Annotated in this window: 17 protein-coding genes and 1 riboswitch; of the genes, 11 read left to right on the top strand and 6 right to left on the bottom strand. The window is 43.9% G+C overall.

What is annotated here, in order from left to right; all coding sequences use genetic code 11:
• The 7 genes from CC90_RS0120805 (at nt 1) to ribH (ending at nt 8,348) form a co-directional block, all read left to right on the top strand.
• The gene (locus CC90_RS0120805) at nt 1-1,500 is read left to right on the top strand and encodes a sugar ABC transporter substrate-binding protein (RefSeq protein ID WP_035316005.1); all 1,500 of its coding nucleotides are present in this window, start codon (nt 1-3) and stop codon (nt 1,498-1,500) included.
• A gap of 39 nt (nt 1,501-1,539) precedes the next feature.
• Nucleotides 1,540-2,859 (top strand): carbohydrate ABC transporter permease, encoded by a 1,320-nt coding sequence (locus tag CC90_RS0120800; protein WP_031392642.1) that lies wholly within the window; start codon nt 1,540-1,542, stop codon nt 2,857-2,859.
• Nucleotides 2,856-3,821 carry a sugar ABC transporter permease gene (locus CC90_RS0120795; protein WP_242843366.1) on the top strand — a complete coding sequence of 322 codons (966 nt, stop codon included), beginning with the start codon at nt 2,856-2,858 and terminating at the stop codon, nt 3,819-3,821. Before CC90_RS0120800 ends, CC90_RS0120795 begins: the two co-directional genes overlap by 4 nt.
• A gap of 81 nt (nt 3,822-3,902) precedes the next feature.
• Nucleotides 3,903-4,017: riboswitch (FMN riboswitch) on the top strand.
• A 292-nt stretch (nt 4,018-4,309) separates the two neighbouring features.
• A complete protein-coding gene (ribD, locus tag CC90_RS0120790; RefSeq protein ID WP_031392640.1) occupies nt 4,310-5,422 on the top strand; it encodes a bifunctional diaminohydroxyphosphoribosylaminopyrimidine deaminase/5-amino-6-(5-phosphoribosylamino)uracil reductase RibD in 1,113 nt (370 codons plus the stop codon).
• Complete coding sequence (locus tag CC90_RS0120785; RefSeq protein WP_031392639.1) at nt 5,407-6,036, top strand: riboflavin synthase; 630 nt, start codon at nt 5,407-5,409, stop codon at nt 6,034-6,036. The genes ribD and CC90_RS0120785 overlap by 16 nt, the downstream gene beginning before the upstream one ends.
• A 12-nt stretch (nt 6,037-6,048) precedes the next feature.
• Nucleotides 6,049-7,251 carry a bifunctional 3,4-dihydroxy-2-butanone-4-phosphate synthase/GTP cyclohydrolase II gene (locus CC90_RS0120780; RefSeq protein WP_031392638.1) on the top strand — a complete coding sequence of 401 codons (1,203 nt, stop codon included), beginning with the start codon at nt 6,049-6,051 and terminating at the stop codon, nt 7,249-7,251.
• A gap of 632 nt (nt 7,252-7,883) precedes the next feature.
• The gene (gene ribH, locus CC90_RS0120770; protein WP_031392636.1) at nt 7,884-8,348 is read left to right on the top strand and encodes a 6,7-dimethyl-8-ribityllumazine synthase; all 465 of its coding nucleotides are present in this window, start codon (nt 7,884-7,886) and stop codon (nt 8,346-8,348) included.
• A 493-nt stretch (nt 8,349-8,841) separates the two neighbouring features.
• Here ribH and CC90_RS0120765 read toward each other — a convergent pair whose 3' ends face one another.
• The 3 genes from CC90_RS0120765 to CC90_RS0120755 form a co-directional block, all read right to left on the bottom strand.
• Nucleotides 8,842-9,609 (bottom strand): SDR family oxidoreductase, encoded by a 768-nt coding sequence (locus CC90_RS0120765; RefSeq protein WP_031392635.1) that lies wholly within the window; start codon nt 9,607-9,609, stop codon nt 8,842-8,844.
• Between the two features lie 24 nt (nt 9,610-9,633).
• On the bottom strand, nt 9,634-10,659 hold the full coding sequence (locus CC90_RS0120760) for a zinc-dependent alcohol dehydrogenase (protein WP_031392634.1): 1,026 nt from the start codon (nt 10,657-10,659) through the stop codon (nt 9,634-9,636).
• Between the two features lie 120 nt (nt 10,660-10,779).
• Nucleotides 10,780-11,898, bottom strand: coding sequence for an ROK family transcriptional regulator (locus CC90_RS0120755; protein ID WP_031392633.1), 1,119 nt, complete (start codon nt 11,896-11,898; stop codon nt 10,780-10,782).
• Nucleotides 11,899-12,168: 270 nt separating this feature from the next.
• Here CC90_RS0120755 and CC90_RS0120750 point away from each other — a divergent pair, with 270 nt between their 5' ends.
• Both CC90_RS0120750 and CC90_RS0120745 read left to right on the top strand, forming a co-directional pair.
• Nucleotides 12,169-13,293 carry a carbohydrate kinase family protein gene (locus CC90_RS0120750; RefSeq protein ID WP_031392632.1) on the top strand — a complete coding sequence of 375 codons (1,125 nt, stop codon included), beginning with the start codon at nt 12,169-12,171 and terminating at the stop codon, nt 13,291-13,293.
• A gap of 431 nt (nt 13,294-13,724) precedes the next feature.
• Nucleotides 13,725-14,570, top strand: a complete 846-nt coding sequence (locus tag CC90_RS0120745) for an acyl-CoA thioester hydrolase/BAAT C-terminal domain-containing protein (RefSeq protein ID WP_031392631.1) — start codon at nt 13,725-13,727, stop codon at nt 14,568-14,570.
• Between the two features lie 322 nt (nt 14,571-14,892).
• Here CC90_RS0120745 and CC90_RS0120740 read toward each other — a convergent pair whose 3' ends face one another.
• Nucleotides 14,893-16,176, bottom strand: coding sequence for an IS110 family RNA-guided transposase (locus tag CC90_RS0120740; RefSeq protein ID WP_031390401.1), 1,284 nt, complete (start codon nt 16,174-16,176; stop codon nt 14,893-14,895).
• 362 nt (nt 16,177-16,538) lie between these two features.
• On the opposite strand from CC90_RS0120740, the gene CC90_RS0120735 reads away from it, so the two are divergent.
• Complete coding sequence (locus CC90_RS0120735) at nt 16,539-17,111, top strand: DUF6434 domain-containing protein (RefSeq protein ID WP_031392630.1); 573 nt, start codon at nt 16,539-16,541, stop codon at nt 17,109-17,111.
• Between the two features lie 189 nt (nt 17,112-17,300).
• Here the strand turns inward: CC90_RS0120735 and CC90_RS0120730 are convergent, their stop codons facing one another.
• Together CC90_RS0120730 and CC90_RS0120725 are read right to left on the bottom strand one after the other, a co-directional pair.
• A complete protein-coding gene (locus CC90_RS0120730) occupies nt 17,301-18,497 on the bottom strand; it encodes a cupin domain-containing protein (RefSeq protein ID WP_031392629.1) in 1,197 nt (398 codons plus the stop codon).
• A gap of 111 nt (nt 18,498-18,608) precedes the next feature.
• Nucleotides 18,609-19,592 (bottom strand): aldose 1-epimerase family protein, encoded by a 984-nt coding sequence (locus tag CC90_RS0120725; RefSeq protein ID WP_031392628.1) that lies wholly within the window; start codon nt 19,590-19,592, stop codon nt 18,609-18,611.
• Nucleotides 19,593-19,986: 394 nt separating this feature from the next.
• Between CC90_RS0120725 and CC90_RS0120720 the strand changes: the two genes are divergently transcribed.
• On the top strand, nt 19,987-20,862 hold the full coding sequence (locus tag CC90_RS0120720; RefSeq protein WP_031392627.1) for a ketose-bisphosphate aldolase: 876 nt from the start codon (nt 19,987-19,989) through the stop codon (nt 20,860-20,862).
• Nucleotides 20,863-20,872 lie beyond the last annotated feature (10 nt).

Genomic DNA, 20,872 nt, shown 5'->3' with positions numbered 1-20,872 from the left:
ATGAAGAAGAGGAAGGCAATAATACTATCGCTCATGTTAACTGGGGTATTGGGGTTGGCTGCAGGCTGCGGCAATGCGGATGCGGCCAAGGACCGGACGGCAGAAACCGGCGTTTCAGTAAAAGACAAGGAAACACCGAAAACGATCCAGAGCAGTGGGGCATTTACCGGAGAGCTGGAGCATAACGTAACAATCCGAGTGCTGGAAAATGATACGGCAATCGCAAGAGGATATGCGAAGGAACTTTTGGAAGCATTCAATGAGGCATATGCAGAATACGGAATTACGGCGGTGGATGCCAATATGGATCAGTATTTGGATTTGGCAAATGACGGACCTTATGGCTATGGACCGGACGTATTGTATCAGGCAAATGACATTATAATGCAATATGCGCAGGGCAAGCATGTCTACCCGCTTCCGGTGCAGGATATGGAATGCTATGAGCAGATACCGGAAGCAGCCTGGAAGGCGTACGAGACGGAGGTGGACGGAAACCTTTATTACTGCGGAGTACCGGTGAATGTACAGGCTCCGATGCTTTATTACAGAAAGGATATGCTGCCTGCGAACTGGGAGACCGATTGGGATAAGGACGGAAACGGTATTTGTGATATCACGGAGAATTGGAATGATTTATATGCCTTTTCTATAGCCAGACATGAGGAGAATCCGCTTAACTATGGTTACATGAAAGCCCTCTATGATGTATATTTTTCGGGAGGTTTTCTTTTCTCCTATGGCGGTTATATATTCGGGGACAACAACACTGATCCGGAAGATATTGGATTCTCTGCTGCAGAGGCGGAAAAAGGAGCATGGGTTCTGGCACAGTTGGCAGGCGCCATGAACGAGGAATGCATTGACAATACGATCAATACCACCTGTTACGGTAAAATAGCGGATGGCACTTATTTTGCAACGTTGTCCACACCGGACGTTTATTCCACCTTTCTGGAAGAGCTGGTCAAGAGCTATAAAAGCGAAGGAATGGATGAAGAAAAAGCAACTGAGCTTGCAAAAGAAAACATGGTGATGTCACCCGTGCCAAAGCTTCCGGAGAGTGGGGATTTATCCGAGGAAAATCCTGTATGGATGGATTCTAAGTCTATGGGAGGCGTGAACGGATATGCGGTCAGCGCTTATACGAAGGCTCCTAATGCCTGTCTTGCTTTTGTTGAATTCGCATCCGGCTATGAAATGATGAAGCTTCGAAATGAACTGCTCGGTGTGGCTCCGGCGAGAGCGGATGCTGCAGAGGTATCAGGCGATGTATCCAGACGGCTTTTTGAAAATCTGGAAAAGGGAAATATTATTCTGATGCCTTCCATCAGGGAAGTAGCTCAGATATGGACGCCGGGCGAAACCTTTTTTACGGATATTGCGAAAGATGCGTTTCGAAAAACCGAGGAGAAGAAGTATCAGGATCTTCCGGCAATGAAGAAGGGGCTGGAGCAGGTGGACTCTCAAATCCACAATGCGATATTTACCCTGAAATAAGTAATGGTAACATTGAAAGAGGAAGGATATGGGAAGAAAATGAAAGGGAAAATGGAGCAGGCAGCAGGTTTGTTAAGAGATAGCGGCCCAAATGTGAAGCTGTCCATCGTTATCATGGGCGGAGGGCAGTTTAAATATGGGGCCAGAGGGAAAGGTATATTATTTTTCCTAATCCAGCTAAGCGTCCTTTACTATTTCATTACGAGAGGCTTTGCAGATATTGCCGGTTTCTTCACGCTGGGGACGAAAAAGGGAGATGCCTGGCTTGGAGTTACCGGAGATAATTCGGTGGTAATGCTTTTGATGGGAATTTTTGCATGGCTGGTGCTGGCGGCATTTTTATACCTCTATGCTATGAATATCGGTGACGCATATCGTATGAAGAAGCGGCTGGAGCAGGGAAGAAGAATTCTCACCCTTAGAGAAGAGGCGATGCAGCTTTGGGATAAAAAGTTCTATGTGACAGTGCTGATACTCCCGGTGGCCGGAGTGTTCGTATTTAATGTTCTGCCCATTATATTTATGATACTTATCGCATTTACCAATTACGGCGGGACGGTGGTTCCTCCGGAACTGGTAGATTGGGTAGGGGCTGCCAATTTCGTGAAACTCTTATCGCTGTCGCAGTTTGCGCCTACCTTTGTCAAAATTCTAGGCTGGAATCTGCTATGGGCCGTTGCAGCTACCGTGCTCAATTATTTTGCCGGTCTTGGGCTGGCACTCTTGCTCGATAAGGACTGTGTAAAAGGCAAAGCGTTCTGGAGGATGTTCCCGGTATTGGCTTATGCGATTCCCGGATTTATTACGCTTCTGGCGTTCAAATTCATGTTTTCTTACGGCGGACCGGTCAATCAACTCATTACCGCAGGGGGAGGAGCTGCCATAGGCTTTCTCGACCTGGATGCAAAGTGGACGGCGAGGCTGATAGGAATAGTGGTAAACTGCTGGATCAGTACTCCTTCTATCATGTTGTTAGCTACAGGCATTCTTTCGAACAGGGACATCTCACTGTACGAAGCGGCGAGAATCGACGGAGCGGGGAAGTGGAAGCAGTTTCTAAGGATTACCATGCCCTTTGTGCTGTTTTCCACATTGCCGGTACTTATCGGACAGTTTGTAGGCAATTTCAATAACTTCGGCATCTTCTATTTTCTGCGGGGAGGGTTGTATATGGATGGCTATTTCCTTGCCAGCGATACAGACCTCTTGATCAACTGGCTGTACAATCTTTCTATTAATAATAACTATTATTGCCTGGGGGCTGCCATCAGTCTGGTGATTTTTGTCATTACCTCGATCATATCGTTAACGGTCTATATAAAATCGCCGTCCTATAGGGAGGAGGATACATTCCGATGAGAACGAAGCAAAATAAAAGAGAGGATTTATCAATGAGTGAGAAGCATTCAATGAGTGAAGAGCATTCAATGAGTGAAGAGCACTCAATGAGTGAAGAGCACTCAACGAGTAAAGAATACTCAATAAGTGTTATCCACGCCTTGGGCAGGATATTCGACACGGGAATTACTTATATTATTTTACTGGCAGTATCCTTCCTTTTTTTCTTTCCTTGTTTATGGCTGATTTTGGCCTCCTTTTCCGAGTCGGGAACGATTTATTCCTTTAACGGATTTTTCCCGAAGGCATACAGTCTGGCAAGTTTTCAGCGATTATTCACGGATATCGCTATGTATAATTATCCCAGGTGGTTCGCCAATACATTGTTTGTAGCGGCAGGAAGCTGTATTCTCGGAACTTTTCTTGTTATATTGACAGCTTATACGATGTCCAGATTCGAATTCAGGGCAAGAAAGCCTATTATGAAGACGACGATGGTACTTAGCATGTTCCCTTCCTTTATGGGGATGATAGTCGTATATCTTCTGATGACCCAGTTTAATTTAATCAATCATTTATGGGGGCTGATACTCATTTACAGTGCAGGAGCACCCATGGGCTATCTGACACAGAAGGGATTTTTTGATACGATCCCGAGAGCCATCGATGAGGCGGCAAGAATTGATGGAGCTACTAATTTTCAGGTGTTTACCAAGATTAATCTTCCGCTTTCCCGGCCGATTATCGTTTATACCCTGCTTACCTCCTTCACCTGGCCGTGGAGCGATTTCATTCTGCCTAAGCTTCTCCTAAAGGAAAAGAACCTTTATACGGTCGCAGTAGGTCTTATGAGTCTGGATGAAACGGAATTCGCAAGATTTGCCGCCGGAAGCGTATTTATAGCCGTACCCATCGTTCTGCTTTATTTCGTTCTTGTTAAGAACATGGTGAAAGGAATGGCACAAGGAGCCGTAAAAGGATGATATAGGCAAGCATAGAGATAAGCAGAGAAACAGGTTATTGACAAATAAATATCAATCTGCTATCATGTAAAATAATTAAATACATATCTTCAGGGCAGGGTGCGATTCCCTACCGGTGGTAAAGCCCACGAGCCGCAAGGCATGATTCGGTGAGATTCCGAAGCCGACAGTACAGTCTGGATGAAAGAAGATTTTTTGATAGCACATTTAACGTGTTTTCTTTTGTATATTAGCTCTGGAATGTTTCTCATTTCAGAGCTTTTTATATGATTAACGTGCTTTTATTGCTGCCTTGGGATTATATACTCAAGGCAGCTTTTTTATTTCATAGTGGAAGCCCTGCGCTGCCAAAGGACTTGGCTGCGGGATTGCATAAAGCAGATTTCTGTTTAATGAGAGCAATCTGGAAAGCGTGTATTTGTTATTAATTAACATAAGTTAGGCGATTTGACGCCTCAGATTGTATGGAAGGGAGTAAAGCTGGCGATATGACGGATGAGAAGTTTATGGAAATGGCACTTGCACTTGCGAAAAAAGGAATAGGACGAGTAAATCCGAATCCTATGGTAGGTGCTGTTATTGTAAAGAAGGGGAAGGTTATCGGGCAGGGGTTTCATGAAAACTATGGGGGGCCACATGCGGAGAGAAACGCACTTACAAGCTGCAAGGAGAATACAGAGGGAGCCGCATTGTATGTCAATCTGGAGCCTTGCTGCCACTACGGAAAAACACCGCCGTGTACGGAAGCGATTATAGAAAGCGGAATCAAGAAAGTAGTTATTGCCTGCACGGACCCTAATCCTGAGGTAGCAGGTAAGGGAATCGAAGCATTGCGGGCGGCAGGAATCGAAGTGGTAACCGGTATACGCGAGGAAGAAGGAGAGAGGTTGAACCAGGTGTTCTTCCACTGCATACAAACAAATACCCCTTTCGTTGTCATGAAATACGCTATGACCATGGATGGAAAAATAGCTTCGGCATGCGGAGATTCCAAATGGGTCACAGGAGAAGCAGCGAGAGAAAATGTCCATCAGGATAGGGGTCGCTATTCCTCTATTATGGTCGGTGTAAAGACGGTAATTAAGGATAATCCTCTTCTCACCTGCCGAATGAACGGAGGCAGAAATCCAATACGCATCATATGCGATACGAATTTGTATACACCTCTCGAAGCGGCTGTTGTAGAGTTAGCAGGCAAGACGGGGCAGGGAGCGACCATAATAGCTACCGCCTGCCAGGATAAGGAGAAGCAAGAGAAATTTAAGCAGTGCGGCTGCGAAATTATCGTGCTTCCAAAGGAGAAGGGACATATCGATTTACAACTTCTGATGAAGGAGCTATGGGTGCGGGGAATTGACAGCGTTTTCTTGGAAGGAGGAGGAGCTCTGAATTTTTCCGCTCTCCAAACCGGTATCGTAAATAAAATACAAGTCTATATTGCTCCTAAGATATTGGGGGGAGAAAAAGCGAAGACTCCTGTGGAAGGCATGGGAATCGAGAGGATGGGTGACTGCATAAGGCTGAAAAATCAGACAATTACGAAGATTGGCGAGGATTTTCTTATAGAAAGCGAGGTGGACTATACATGTTTACCGGAATAATAGAAGAGATGGGAAAGGTAGAAAGTATAAAGAAAGGAAGCCGATCTGCTTTTTTGACCATTGAGACCGATGGTATATCAGAAGATTTGAAGGTTGGCGACAGCATAGCCGTAAATGGAGTCTGTCTGACCGCGGCATGGGTAAAAGATAGTAGATTCGGTGCGGACGTAATGAATGAAACTCTTTCCCGTTCCGTATTAGGGAACTTGCAAGGGGGAAGTCTTGTAAATTTGGAACGGGCGATGATGGCAGGAGGAAGATTCGGGGGTCATATGGTGACCGGACATATCGACGGTGTGGGGAAAGTGGCCTCCGTAAAAAAGGACGGTATAGCCCTTTTATATGAAATCGCAGCACCATCCAATATCATGCGCTATATCGTAGAGAAAGGCTCGATAGCCATAGACGGCGTGAGCCTGACCGTAGCAGCAGTTTCCCGTGGCAGCTTTTGTGTATCGGTAATTCCACACACAGCAAAGGAAACTATACTTTTTAGAAAAGGCGCAGGTTCCTCCGTAAATTTAGAAAACGATATGATAGGAAAGTATGTTGAAAAATTTGTGCAGGACAAAGGTAAAATAACGGAAGAGTTCTTAATTCAAAATGGATTTTAAGGAGGGAAGGTCATGTTTGAATTCAACACAATTCAAGAAGCATTAGAGGCGCTGAAAAGAGGTGAAATCATTCTTGTCACGGACGATGAAAATAGAGAGAATGAGGGCGATTTTATCTGTGCCGCACAGTTTGCCACGACAGAGAATATTAATTTTATGGCAATTTACGGAAAAGGTCTCATCTGCATGCCCATGAGTGCGGATATATGCGAGCAGTTACAGCTTCCACAAATGGTAAGTGACAACACGGATAACCACGCTACGGCGTTTACCGTATCCATAGACCATGTAGATACCGTGACAGGCATATCAGCAAAAGAGAGGAGCGTTACTGCTCTTAAGGCAGTAGAGGCTGCAGCAAAGCCGGAAGACTTTCGCCGTCCGGGCCATATGTTCCCTCTTCTGGCTAAGAAAAACGGTGTACTGGAGCGAGGCGGGCATACCGAGGCAACGGTAGATTTGATGCGGCTTGCGAGCCTGCGCGAGTGTGGCTTATGCTGTGAAATTATGGCAGAAGACGGGCGTATGATGCGAACTTCGGAGCTTATAGAACTCGCGCACAAATGGAATCTTAAGTTCATTACGATTAAGGCCTTGCAGGATTACCGAAAAAGATTCGATCATTTGGCAGAGCGCGTTGCAAGTCCCCTCCTTCCAACGGCGTATGGAGATTTCAGGGCTTATGGATACAGGAATAAATTAAATGGAGAACACCATATCGCTCTTGTGAAAGGAGAAGTGGGAGATGGAAAGAATGTGCTGTGCAGAGTACATTCGGAATGCCTGACCGGGGATGTATTTCATTCTATGCGCTGCGACTGCGGTGAGCAGTTGATACAATCCATGAAGAGGATAGAAAAAGAAGAAAGAGGCATTCTTCTTTACATGCGCCAGGAAGGAAGAGGCATTGGACTGCTGAATAAATTGCGGGCGTATGAATTGCAAAGCGAGGGATTGGATACGGCGGAGGCTAATCTGGCGCTGGGATTTGCAGAGGATATGCGGGAGTATTACATTGGAGCGCAGATACTTCGGGATTTGGGAGTGAAGACTTTGCGGCTGTTGACGAACAATCCTGACAAGGTATATCAGCTTTCGGATTTCGGCATAGAAATTACGGAGCGCGTGCCGATTGAGGCGGAGGCGAATAAGCATGATGTGGAATATTTGCGGACGAAGAGGGATAGGATGGGGCATTATTTGAATTTTAAATAGGGGGAAGAGAAAGGGGAGGTTGTGAAAATTTTATGTATAATGGTCTTGGTGGTGATGGCCTTTCTTCGGCGGATTGGGGTTCTGTTCCGGCGCTCGCGGCTGAATTTTCTAAATGAAAACGTTGAGGTGTCGGTTGCGGACGGGCCGGCAGCGATGCACATCCATGTGCAGCGCTGCCTAAACGCCGCATCCGTGCGGCGTTTTCCCTGGGGGTCGGGGTTTTCATTAAGAAAATGCAAGCCGCTCACTGACAGACCAGCCCCCCAATCCGCCGAAGAAAGGCCCGGCAAGGTTACGAAATTGTACATAAAATTTGCGAAGGTTACGAATTTCTCAGGTGTGATTTTTATTTAAAATTGAAATATGTATAGAGGAGAAAGGGATAAAAGATAAAAGATAGAAGGGATAAAAAATAAAAGGTAAAAGAAACAAAAGATAAGGAGAATAAAAGATAAAAGGAAAATAGAGTAAGAACATAGGGAGAGGCATGTAGGATGATTTACTTCAGTGAGAAACTACGAAGATAGATGATGATAGGATAGATAAAATGGAACAGATATAGAACAAGGCAATAGAAAAAGTAAAGTGAAAAAATAGAAAAAGCAAAAAAGTAAGAATAGGAGAATGTGATTATGAAGACTTATGAAGGACAGTTAGTAGCAAAAGGGATCAGAGTTGGAATTGTGGCGGCGAGGTTTAATGAGTTTATTACTGCAAAGCTGCTTGGCGGTGCGGTAGATGGGTTGCTTCGGCACGAGGTGAAAGAGGAGGATATTGAAGTGGCGTGGGTGCCGGGAGCCTTTGAGATTCCGCTGGTGGCTTCTGCCATGGCTAATAGCAAGAAATATGATGCGGTGATTTGTTTGGGAGCGGTTATCAGGGGAAGCACATCCCATTATGATTATGTGTGCAGCGAAGTTTCCAAGGGAATCGCCAGCGTATCACTAAGCACCGGTATTCCGGTGATGTTTGGAGTACTTACCACTGAGAACATCGAGCAAGCAATAGAGAGAGCCGGAACAAAGGCCGGCAATAAGGGGTTCGATTGTGCTGTTGGAGCTATCGAAATGGTAAACCTCATGAAAAACATGGTATAAATTGAAGCGCAGTGCGCTCTGGTATATCATCCACAAATTAACTGGACCGATTACTTGTCTAAACTTTCAGTTGTGACATAGGAAAGTTTATCCTGCATATTCAGTCCGGTTATTTGATATACTGGTTCACTCCAGTAAATGTACGGGATACAAAACTCTCATTCATAGCGTAGTGGGAGACTGGGGGCGGCGGCATTGGGGTTGGGTCCGTTTAGTAAGCGGCTGATATTTTCTTAATGAAACCCTCACAACCAAGGGAAAACGCCGCATGGATGCGGCGTTTAGGCAGCATCGTACATGGATGTACGCTGCTGCCGACCCGTTCCGTTCCAACACACTAACGGTTTCATTTAGAAAATACAGCCGCGCACGGCAGGCCCCAACCCCAATGCCGCCGCCCCCAGTCTCTCGCAACCCACACCCTACACAAAAACAAATCCCCCAAATCAACATATGATTCGGGGGATTATTAGAAGAATAATAGAGAAGTTGACTAAATACAGGTATAAGCGCCGTCAACGATAATATCGCTTCCTGTCGTATAACCGGAAGCATCGCTGGCAAGGTAGAGAACAGCCGGAATCAGTTCCTCCGGAGTTCCCATACGGTGCATCGGCATCAACGGAATCCAGGCATCCTTTAATTCCTGAGGCGTATCCACGGACATCGGCGTTGCTATATACCCGGGACTTAAACTATTAACGCGGATACCATCTAACGCCCATTCTGCAGCCAATGAACGCGTCATATGGATAACAGCAGCTTTAGAAGCGTTGTAAGAGCACTGCCACTGAGGAATATTTACGATACTTCCCGACATGGATGCCATATTGATGATGCTGCCCTTGATGTGATTTTCTATCATAATCTTGCCTACCGCACGGCAAACAATGAACTCGCCGGTCAGATTGCAGTCAATTACCTCACGGAATTCTTCGATCGTCGCCTCGAAGGTGCCTTGATGCATGCAGATTCCGGCGTTATTGAAAACAATATCGATAGAACCGGAACGCTTCATAATTTCAGCGAGAGCAGCGTCTACCTGTTCTTCTTTCGTAACATCGCAAGCTATAAAATAAGCCTTTCCGCCAGCTTTTGTAATGGAATCAATGGTTTCGTCAGCTCCGCTTCTTCCAAGTACCACAACCTTCGCACCAGATTTCGCTAACCCTTCTGCTACTACCTGACCGATCCCGCGGCCTCCTCCGGTTACGATAGCTACTTTACCATTTAATCCAAAAAGCTCGTCTAAGTATGACATAATATTTTTTCCCTTTCTAAGAAATTATTCTTGTACGTTAATAATAACCTTCATAGTTGTTTCCTGATTTGCGTCTATATATTTATAGGCATCCAGATAGTCCTTGAAGGCGAAATGTTTTGAAACGAGAGGAGCCAAATGAACCTTTTCTTCATCTGTCAGACGGATAGCGTCTATATAATCCTCGTTTCGGTACATCATGGTACTCTTAATATCCAACTCGTGGTCGTTGGCAACAGCCAAATCCACAGTGGCCATTCCGGCAAAGACAGCTACGAGGATAATCGTGCTTCCTTTCCGCGCATATTTGATTGCCTGCCCCATGGTGATGTTGTTGCCTGCGCAGTCATATATGATATCCGCTTTATCGGGACCGAAGGCTTTCAGAATCTCATCGCCCAAGTCTGCTTCCTTCGTATTGATGCAGTAATCGATGCCGCACTCCGCCGCTTTTTGCAGACGGTAATCGCTGATGTCCGTTATCATAACGCTCTTTGCACCGAAGCCTTTGGCGGTCTGTGCCACCAGATTACCGATAGGACCGGCTCCTAATACGATGATATTCAGGCCATTTACGTCGCCGGCCTGTTTAACGGCATGAACTGCCACGGCGAGAGGCTCTATCATAGCACCTTCGTCGAAAGACATGGCATCGGGAAGGAGAGTTACCTTAGAAGCGTCCACAGCGAAAAAGTGAGAAGCAACTCCTGTGGTCTGGAAGCCCATGACCTTTAACTCCTCGCACAAATTGTATTTCCCGTGGGTGCAGGGATAGCATTTTCCGCATACTACCTGCGGCTGGATAGTTACCTTTTGGCCTGCCTTGAAGGAATCCACTTTTGCGCCGAGAGCGGCGATTTCACCGGATACCTCGTGACCCTGCGTGACGGGGTAGGAGGTAAAGGGATGTTTACCGTGGTAAACGTGGATGTCGGAACCGCATACACCAATTTTCATAATTTTTATGAGAACATCATTATCTCCGAGGGTCGGAATCGGAATTTCACGAAATTCAATGACACCCGGACTGGTCATAACCTGCTGTAACATAATTGCACCTCTTTCTCGTATGAAACAACTTAATTAAAATACTTTACTAAAGTGATTTAATTATCATACAAAAAAAAGATTTTGTCAAGGGCAACAAAAGAAAAAACGAAAATTATTTTATTAGTTTATTTTTGAGAAAAACTGATTAATAAAGTGCATAGCAATGCCTACGCCTGCCGCATTCTGCTGGAAACGGCACGGATGAAGAAAACTGTTATCCTGCTCGAAAAGAAGATATTCCTGCATATTATCCCACAGCTCGGGAAGGTACGGTTCGATGTAGCTGCCTACATAGCCGCCGAGAATGATGTCACAGTCGAAAGTGAGGTGCAAGTTGGATGCGATGATTGCCAGATATTTCAAATAATGGCTCCAGGCAATCTGGATCTCTGCATCGCCTTCCTGAAGTTTTTTGAAAAAGGCACTTAAATTTCCCTTGGCGTAATTTGCCAGAATCTTTGCGGAACAATAAGCGTCGGCACAGCCGCATTTGCCGCAGTAACATTGCTTTCCGTCAGGCTCGATTAACATATGTCCGAATTCACCGCTTCGAAAATGGTTGCCGTAATACAGCTCGTTATTTAAGAAAATAGCACCTCCTACGGAATTGCTTAAGGAAAGATACAGCATGTTGTTATGAAAATGTTTCAGCTCAGCCATGGCGGCGCATACGGCATCGTTTTCAAAGCAGACAGGATAAGGTATATGCTTTGCCAATGAGTTCAAGTCGATGTCTTTTAAGTATAAAACATGGGATATCACCAGACGGTTTTCAGAACTGATGACGATACCCGGAATGGAAATGCCTACTCCCAGAATCTTGCTCTGGGGTACGCCGGAATCCCAGATGAACTGCGTAAGCTTTTTGGCCAACGTAGCGTAATAGCGCTCCGCGTGATGGAAGACGAGGCGGGTGCGCAGAGTGTCAATGATATTGGCTTTCATGTCGATGATGACGAAGGAAATATGATTTGCAGTAATTTCAATGCCTACGGAGTAGTGCAGTGTCTCGACGACGGAAAGGGTCTTCGCCTTGCGCCCGCCTGTAGATTCATATTCCCCGGATTCCTGAATGATACCCTGATTGATTAAGTCCTTTACGCATTGCAGCGTGGTGGGCATGCTTAGGTTTAAGGCGGAAGCGATTTCGTTCTTGGAGGTCTCCTCCTGTTCCAGGATATACCTGGCTACGCGCACGATACTGCTTTCCGGCTTGTCGTTTTGCTTTGATCGTTTCATGGATAGGGCCTGCTTTCTTTTATGACATAATGTAGCACTGTAACGTTGTTGATGATAACGTTTGTGGGTTCATATAATAATTATACATGAAAATTAAAATTCTGCCAGTAGCTAATAGAAAGACAAACTGGGGATTGTAAAAAATGAAAAAAATGTTATAGTGTAGGCAAGGGAAAAATGAAAAGGTGACTAAAAAAGATGAGTTGACAGCGAATTTGGTGTAAGAAATTACCAAGAGGTAAGGCAGATATGCGAGAAAGGATGAAAAATATGCAGAAAAAAACATTGGAAGCTGTGGTTGCGGGATTGACGTGTCTTGACTTCACGCCGGTATTCATTACGCCGGAGGTGGAGGAAATCGGACAGATATTGATTCCCTCCAAAACGGTATTTATGGGAAATGCGGATATCCATGCAGGAGGATGTGTATCTAATACAGGACTTGCCATGTGTAAATTCGGAGTCAATGCGAGGCTGATGGGCAAGGTTGGAGACGACGATTTGGGAAAAATTGTACTGCAGCAATATTCCAACTATACGACGACAGAAAATATGATTATTTCACAAAAAGAAGGAACCGCATACTCTGTTGTGCTTGCACCGGCCGGAATCGATAGGATATTTCTCCACTATCCGGGAGGAAACGATACCTTCGGGCCGGAAGATATCGATTATGAGCTGGTGGAAAAAGCGAGGCTGTTTCATTTCGGTTATCCCCCTGCCATGTATAGAATGTATAAGGAAGACGGCAGAGAATTAATAGAAATCTTTAAGCGGGTAAAAGCGTTGAATGTTGTCACTTCTTTAGATACTTGCGGCATCGATGAAAGGGCAGAAGTGGGACAAGCCGATTGGCAGAAGATTTTGAAGAACGTTATGCCATATCTGGATATTTTCGTACCAAGTGCTGAAGAATTGTGTTACATGCTGGACAAAGACCGTTTTAAGGAGTGGAAGCAAAGGGCAGGAGGAAAGGATATGGCCTCCGTGCTGAATACCTCGGATGTGAAACCTCTGGCAGATACACTCCTAAGCTTTGGCGCGAAGATAATTCTTATAAAATGCGGCAGTGCAGGGCTTTATTTCGCCACCAATACGCAGGAAGTTCTTGACGGCATCGGCGAAGATTTCCTGCCTATAGTAAACGGATGGGGCAGCATAAGTCACTTTGCGAGAAGCTTCAAGCCCCGGAAAGTGCTCTCTGCTACCGGTGCAGGAGATACGTGCATCGCAGCGTTCTTGACCGCTATACTGAAAGGGTATCCGTGGGAAAAATGTGTGGATTTCGCGGCGGCTTCGGGTGCATCCTGTGTGGAAACCTACGATGCTTTGGGAGGACTTTTATCCTTCGAGGAGCTGGAACGTAAGATAGAAGCGGGCTGGGAAAGAAATTGATGAAAAATAGTACTTTTCTTCTGTCTTGACAAGCGTAATTTTAAGTCTAACACCAATATTAAAACGCTGAAAACTCGCAAACACATAGTGGTATGAGGGTTTCAGCGTTTATTTTCGTGTCTGCCCGCCTGCCTGAAACTGGAAATTGACAGCTATGTGATATAAGTTGACTATCCAGAACTCAAAACCATGACCGGCGATACATTAGAGATGCGGAAAAGGGGGGGCGTAAGACAGACAACCGAAAAGTGGAAAGGAAAGGGAATGCAGTTAATGCGTTAGGGTAGAAATATGATAAAAAGAATGGTAAGATATAGTTATCCGGTGCAGAAATCACGTTTTGAGGACCTCTCTTAAACTATAACTGCTGATTATTTTTACCATACGAATTCGGATATTGTACAGAGAGCGGATAAAGTCAGGAGATTTTTATGAAATTGCATGATTATATTGTTTCGGTAGACGGATTCAGAGGGCAGCTGTACGACCCGCAAAACCACGGTGAAAAAGTCATTATCATTTTTATGGGTGGTGAGGGTAAGTTTATTTCTGCCGGGCTGCTTGCCGAAAAACTTGCCGAAGACGGGTTTGCGTCGTTAGCTCTTTATTATTGTAAGGGTATCGGACTGCCTCAATCGTTTAATATGGTGCCCTTGGACATGGTTGAAAAAGCCATTGCTATGCTTAAACGATACAACAATAATCAGTTTCAAAAGATAGTCACTTACGGTGTGTCAATGGGCTCCATACTTGCTTTAATGGCCGGAGTCGTATTCAAAGACGTATCCGCTGTGATTGCAGTTTCGCCCACTCATATTATTCCTGAGGGCTTTATCACAAAGAAAAAGGTGTCTGGTCAAAGCTTTTTAACATACCGGGGCAAGCCGTACAACTACACATCTATAGACGATACGCTGCCAATGTATAAGTACTTTTCCAAAGCATATGAATCAGATGAAAAAGCGGAAATACCTGTCGAAAATATCAGCGGCAATATATTGCTGCTGGCCGGTAAAAAGGATTGTTCGTGGCCCGCTTCAACTTCGGTGGATAAAATGCGCCTGCGAATTGAGGCCGTGAGATATCATGAAAAATTGCATACCCACGTTTATGAGAATGGCGGCCATTTTATAGGAATCATGCCCGACATGAAGAAATATAAACATCTAAATTTAATGAGGCTGATGTCAAAAGACGAATTGCTGCATCCAAAGGTTTGTGAAAAGGTGCGAAAGCAATCTGAACATGATGTTTTAAAGTTTTTATCAGACTGTTAAGTACTCCCGCTGAACACAACCGGCAATTTCAATTATTTACATATTCAGTATATGGAGGCTCTGTCGCGGAGTCTGGTGAAAAAGGAACAATAGACGTGAATTCAGGAGCAAAGGTTTTGGAAAAGAAATGTTAGCCTAAAGTTGGTAAATTGCAAAAGATAATGGCTGTTCTCAAAATGAGATGTTGGCAAAAATATAAATTAGCAATCTGGTGATATGTCAAGATTCGATTTAAAAGATTTTTGAATGTATTGTTTAAAGAAAAAGTACCTTAATAAACCTACGTTTTTTCTTACAAAAACGTAAGCTGATTTAGTCGTATTTACGACAAAGCATCTGCCTTATCGGTGGAATACAGTTTCTCTTTGGTCAGCAACCCAAAGATTAACCGTACTAGTTTACGAGACGTCAACGTGAGTGCTCTTTTGTGTTTATGTTTTGGGACTTCATTATACTTTTTATAGTAAAAGTTTCTGTACTCAGAAGAGTGGTTTTTCATACTGTTAGCAGCTTCGCCTAAGTAATAGCGAAGGTAGCGGTTACCGGCTTTGGTCATCCGGCTTTCATCAGCCTCAAATTCACCTGATTGAGCACGTGTCCATGTAAGCCCAGCATATTTTGCAAGAGCATCCTGTGAATGAAAGCCTGAGATATCACCTATTTCAGCAAGTATGCCGGAAGCAAATACAGGACCTATGCCATCAATAGACATCAGAATGGTGTAAGCGTTTGGATTAAGCCCAGCAATGGATTTTTCAATAGCTTTATCAATTATCTTTATCTCCTGTTTAAATGCATCAATACAGTTGAATGAGCAGGCAAGAGAGATATTTAAGGGTTCATAGAGACATTTATCCAAACGATAAGAATCTCTGGCTGCTTTCTGCAAAAGTGAAGCTGTACCTTCAAGATTTTCAATTCGGTTTCTGCTCTTTTCTCCTAGAAATGAAATAAGTTCTTCGGGAGAAGCATTAATGATATCTTCCATTGAGAAGAATTCAGTTAGTACAGAAGCTGCCGTAGAGCCATAGTTATCGCAAAAAGGCTGTTCTTCCTTTGGAAGAATGGGAAGTTCACTAAATTTTAGAAACATATTGGAAACCATGTAGGTTTTCTCACGAGTGAGAGCTTCCACAAGATGCAGTCTGTGTCTTGTAAGGCGTTGTAGAGCAAGGAACTGAGAGCCACGCCATGGATCAGTTTCAATACGACCAACACGAGCAAAATCAGCAATAACAAAGGCATCAAGTAAATCGGTCTTATTCATACCAATAAATGATTTTCTGTAGTTGGCAGTCATTTTAGGATTAAGGCAGAACACATAAGGATGGTACGGCATTAATTCTTCGCAGGAAGAAAGGTAATTAGCGATATGTAGGCTATAAATAGATGTGGACTCTAAAGCAATAACAACGGTATTCAAATCAGTATGTTTGTGAAATACATCTAAGAGCTGACATATCAAAGAATAAGCACCAGGCTGATTATTAGTAACAGTTGATTTAATCAAGGGGTTCTTATAAAAATCAATAGCACATACGACGTTGGATTTGGAACTAACATCGATACCAACAAATAAGGTAGACATGTAATTAATCTTCAACATGTGATCACCGCCTTTCCGACTAAGTATTTGTGAAGATATAAAACAAAAGGTTATCCCAATCTTAAATGCTGACAGCAACCTCGCGTAATTAGCATTCACTGATTAGAACCATCTTGCCGGACTATCTAGTCAGGACGCAACATCTGTGTTAGCAGCAAAGCAATTTAAGTCAGGCTGAAAGCTAACTTAGCAATCACTATTAAAGTGTCGCAAGGAGAATAAGCAGCACCTTCCGGTAAATATCTCTTTTGATATTTTACCATTGGGATAATCTTAAGTAACTAAGTAATAGATATTAAAAAAAATATGCTTATACCAAATAGAAATCTTGGTGATAAACATATTATACGAGGAGAATACAAATGAATGGAAGGCCAAATTTAGATAAGCAATTAAGCGGGAAAACATTCTGCAGCTTTTATTACTTAAAAGAAGAACTTGTGGATTTTTGCAGGGAAAACAAGCTTCCAACCTCTGGCGGGAAAATAGAAATTACGGAAAGAATCGCTTGTTTTCTTGATACTGGCGAGGTGCTGCCTGTTCACACTAAAACTAAAAAGCCGTCAAATATTGATTCTATTCTGGATACTGAGAAAATAGAACCTGATTTTGTTTGTACGGAAAAGCATCGGGTGTTTTTCAAAGAAAGAATCGGTAAGAGCTTTTCTTTTAATGTTGACTTCCAGAAGTGGTTAAAAGAGAATACTGGTAAGACTTATAGCGAAGCAGTCTCTGCTTATTATCAAATTTTAGAAGAAAAGAAAAAAGGTAAAACAGCTATTGGCAAACAATTTGAATACAATACTTACATTCGAGATTTTTTTGCAAATAATGCAGGGAAATCTTTAGAAGAGGCTATTCAATGCTGGAAATATAAAAAGAGTTTGCAAGGCCACAATCGTTATGAAAAATCTGACCTCATTGCATTATTGTGATTATGGTAAACTCAATTTTTGCGGGCAAGCCAACTTCTCCGGGGACTTCTATAATATTACAAGTTCTGATTGGGTTATCTTCAAGAAATCAGTATGGAAAATCAGATTAAAAAACTCCGGATTATGGATTCCCGGAGTTTTTGTTGGTTGATATAAGGCAAGCGGCAAGCCGCTTGCCTTATATTGTTTTTAAACAGTAGCAGGAACTTCTTTGTTGTTGTTCGCAAAATTCTGTAAGATAACGAGGGGTTCATAAGCGCCGGTATTGGTAATGGTAATACCTTCTCCCGCAGCCGCTTCGGATACGAAGAACTCGTCTCCGGATATATCCTCAAATCTAAGAAGCTCTGGAGCTGCGCATTCGTAAGCGCCGAAAGTACCATGTCCTTGAACGACCAAGGCAGTATAGCAAGCAGCGTCCTTAACAACAACGGAAGCCTTGGGAGCAACGGTAATTTCTTTTGCAGCTACCCATTCGTTGGCGTAAGCCACCCATTTTTCGCTAAGGCCTTCCTGATTTGTTTCACGTACCTTAGGAGCGCGGAAATATTTTTCCTTGTAATCGGAACGGGTGCTTTCTTCCCAGTCGATCTGGCTGAATAAAGCGTCGATATTGTCTTTTTCCGATTCCGGCTGGCAGTCGGTCAGAAGATTGTGAGGGTTAACCTCGCCCATGGTGACATTTTCCATAATAGTATTAACATCGCTGTTCCACTGAGGCTCGAAGGTTACGAGAGAAGCGGGAGCATGAATAACGCCGGCCGCCGTATACCAGCCTGTACCGAGCTGAATGCGGTAAGCGCGGGACAGTTCTGTGATACGTGTATCCTTTTTATCGTAGTTGCGCAGACATTCCTTCACTTCCTCCTTCGTAGTGGACGGGTCGAAACCGAAGTAAGTCAGCGGGAAACGTCCCAAATAGGAAGAGTTGTACTGTACCGGGAAGTAATAAGCCTCCGGCTTGCCATGCATGCCGATGCGGTTTGCCATTTCCTCGGTCAGGTGCAGATGATGGAATAACGGCTTGTCATAGTCGTATAATTTGGCAAAGGTCGGCCATGTGCCGTATTTTGCCTGAAGGCTTTCGCCGATCAGGTCTGCGCCCAGTTCATCCACGCAGTCCTTAAATAATATTTTTTCTCCGGTTTCATCGTCGTAGACGAAGCTCATACCTTCCGTAGCACCGGTCTTGGGGCCGTTTAACGCTACCGTGGTAGATCCCATCCAGCGCTCGCAGATACCTCCGCGATCCATACCGAAAGCATAGTAGTCGTCAGGATGCAATCTCAGACGATGGCCCGGCTCATTGAAGCCGCGGGGAACCCATGTGGGAGCGAGATGAAAAACTCCCTTTCCTTGTTCAAATACTTTTCTTACCTTACTCATTGTTGGTACCTCCTTAAGTGTTATATGATTTATTGGTAACAAATCAGCTTCCAGCACCGCGAAGCCCGAATTGCGCCTCTATGCAATTTTGCGAAGGCTGAACTGTAACATTTATTTGATTCTGAATAAACGAAGCTCGGCAGTATATTTCTTGGACTGTCCAGGAGCTAAATACTGAAGTTGTTTCTTTTCGCCGATGGCATTTCGGCCTTCAAGCGTGTTGGTGCAGGGCTCAATACCTAAAACGTAATCGTATTCTCCCATCATTTTCCATTCCGTAAATTCGGGGAAAACTGAGGTGTCGAAGGATAACTCCAAGCCCTTTCCTATGGATTCGTTGCTGACTCTCACTTTTGCAGTTTTCTCTGCGAATTTATGATAATAGCACTGCTCCACGAAATTAGGAACGGGTTTTAACATCTTATTCCAAGTATCCAGATCCTCGGCAGCTCTGTCATCCCTCGGAATCACCTGATCGGAGTTGATTTCCAGCTTTGCAGTCTCGTCCAGGAGAGGATAGCCTACGTTTATGTGATAGAGAAGCATAGCGGCTTCTTCGCCGGAACCCTCGTTAGTTACGGTATCCTCGATGGAAATGAGATTATCCGTAAGGCCAACGGTTATTGTGCGGTTAAGGGTCAGCTTGGCACCGAACATTATATGGTCACGCATGGTTGCGTGAATACGGATGGCTTCTTCATCGGTTTCATAATAAATGTGATCCGCAGGGATATTTCCGATGGTGCCGTGAAGTCCGTGAAGCTTGCCGTTTTCTTCATTTGGAACGCCGATATTCTGAAGTCCGCATGTGGTGATCAAGCCGCAGTTAAAGGATTTCAGGAATCCAAAACCGTCGCGGCCCTCCTGAAAATACTGGGGGCTTACATAGCCGGAAGGGGAAGTGTAGTTCATCCGCGAACCGTCGAAATAAAGCTCTGAAATGTCGCAGCAGCGGTCTGCGCAGACGGTCATGTCGATTCCGAGTCCGTTGCGGATGCGAAGCAGGTGCATACCGTCCCCTTTTCCTCCCAGAAGCCGGTATTCCTCCACGCCGGATAACTGAAGAGGATGTCCGATGTATTTGTTTTTACTCATAATTTAATTGATCTCCTTTCCTTTTCCTTATTCTCTTTTTGATTTCTGACCTTTCTTTGCGTTTTTTGATATTGAGCTAATATTAGTATTTATGTTTAATTAAAAAATATTAGGGAAAGATATGAAAGAAATGTGTCAGCTAAAGTTTTGTAATCACATTGTAGACTGAATCAAATGAAAAATCAAGAAATAAAATTTCATTACGCACACTAAATTTGGATAAAAAGCATGATAATAGTGAAAAATAGCGAAGAAATAACAAAAAATGAGAAAAAAAATTTCATAAAGCGTTGACAGAAAGAAAAGCAAGAGGTATGATGTTTGCAAAAGTACTTTATAAAAGTGCTGGTAAATATTATGACAATGCTGCATAAATCAAAGGAGGAAAAACAATATGTTACTTAACATGAAGGAGTTATTAAAGGTTGCAAACGAACACAATTTTGCCGTACCTGCATTTAATATCGGTACAGGCCAGATCTTAAACGGTGTAATGGATACTTGCGAGAAATTGCAGGCGCCGGTTATTTTGGCAATTCATCCGTTGGAATTGGAATTTCAGGGAGACAGCTTCTTGAAAATGTGCATCGACCGTGCCAGCAATTCGAAGGTTCCGGTATGTATCCATTTAGACCACAGCGGATGGGAACCTATCGTTCGTGCTATTCGCGCAGGTTTCACCTCGGTTATGATCGACGCGTCCCATCTTCCCTTCGAAGAGAATATAGCGGCTACCAAAAAAGTATGTGAGCTTGCTCATCCTCTCGGAGTTTCGGTAGAAGGCGAACTTGGAACCATTGGAACCACAGACGGAGATACAGAAGGCGGCACCGATGAAATTATCTATACAAAGCCTGAGGATGCTGTTCGTTTTGTAGAAGAGACAGGATGCGACACATTAGCAATCGCTATCGGAACGGCACACGGCATTTATCCTGAAGGAATGAAACCGGAACTTAAGCAGGATCTGCTTTCTGAAATCAAGAGCAAGGTATCCGTTCCTCTTGTACTTCACGGCGGTTCAGGCAATAAGGATAGTGAAATTGCCGAAGCAGTAAAACGCGGCGTTAATAAAATAAATATTTCTTCTGATATTAAGGATGCGTTCTATCAGCAGCTTCGTATCACTCTTCAGGATAAGAAAGTTCGTGAACCCTTCGAGCTGTATCCGGACAGTGTAAAGGCTATGCAGGAAGTATGCGAGCAGAAGATCAAATTGTTTAACGATGATGATAAGGTAAAATACTACGAACTGTCTAAGATGATTTAATATAAGTTGA

It is taken from the genome of Kineothrix alysoides (genome assembly GCF_000732725.1).
GTDB lineage: Bacteria > Bacillota > Clostridia > Lachnospirales > Lachnospiraceae > Kineothrix > Kineothrix alysoides.
The sequence above is the reverse complement of the archived record's forward strand: the minus strand, read 5'-3'. Positions and strand labels throughout refer to the sequence as shown.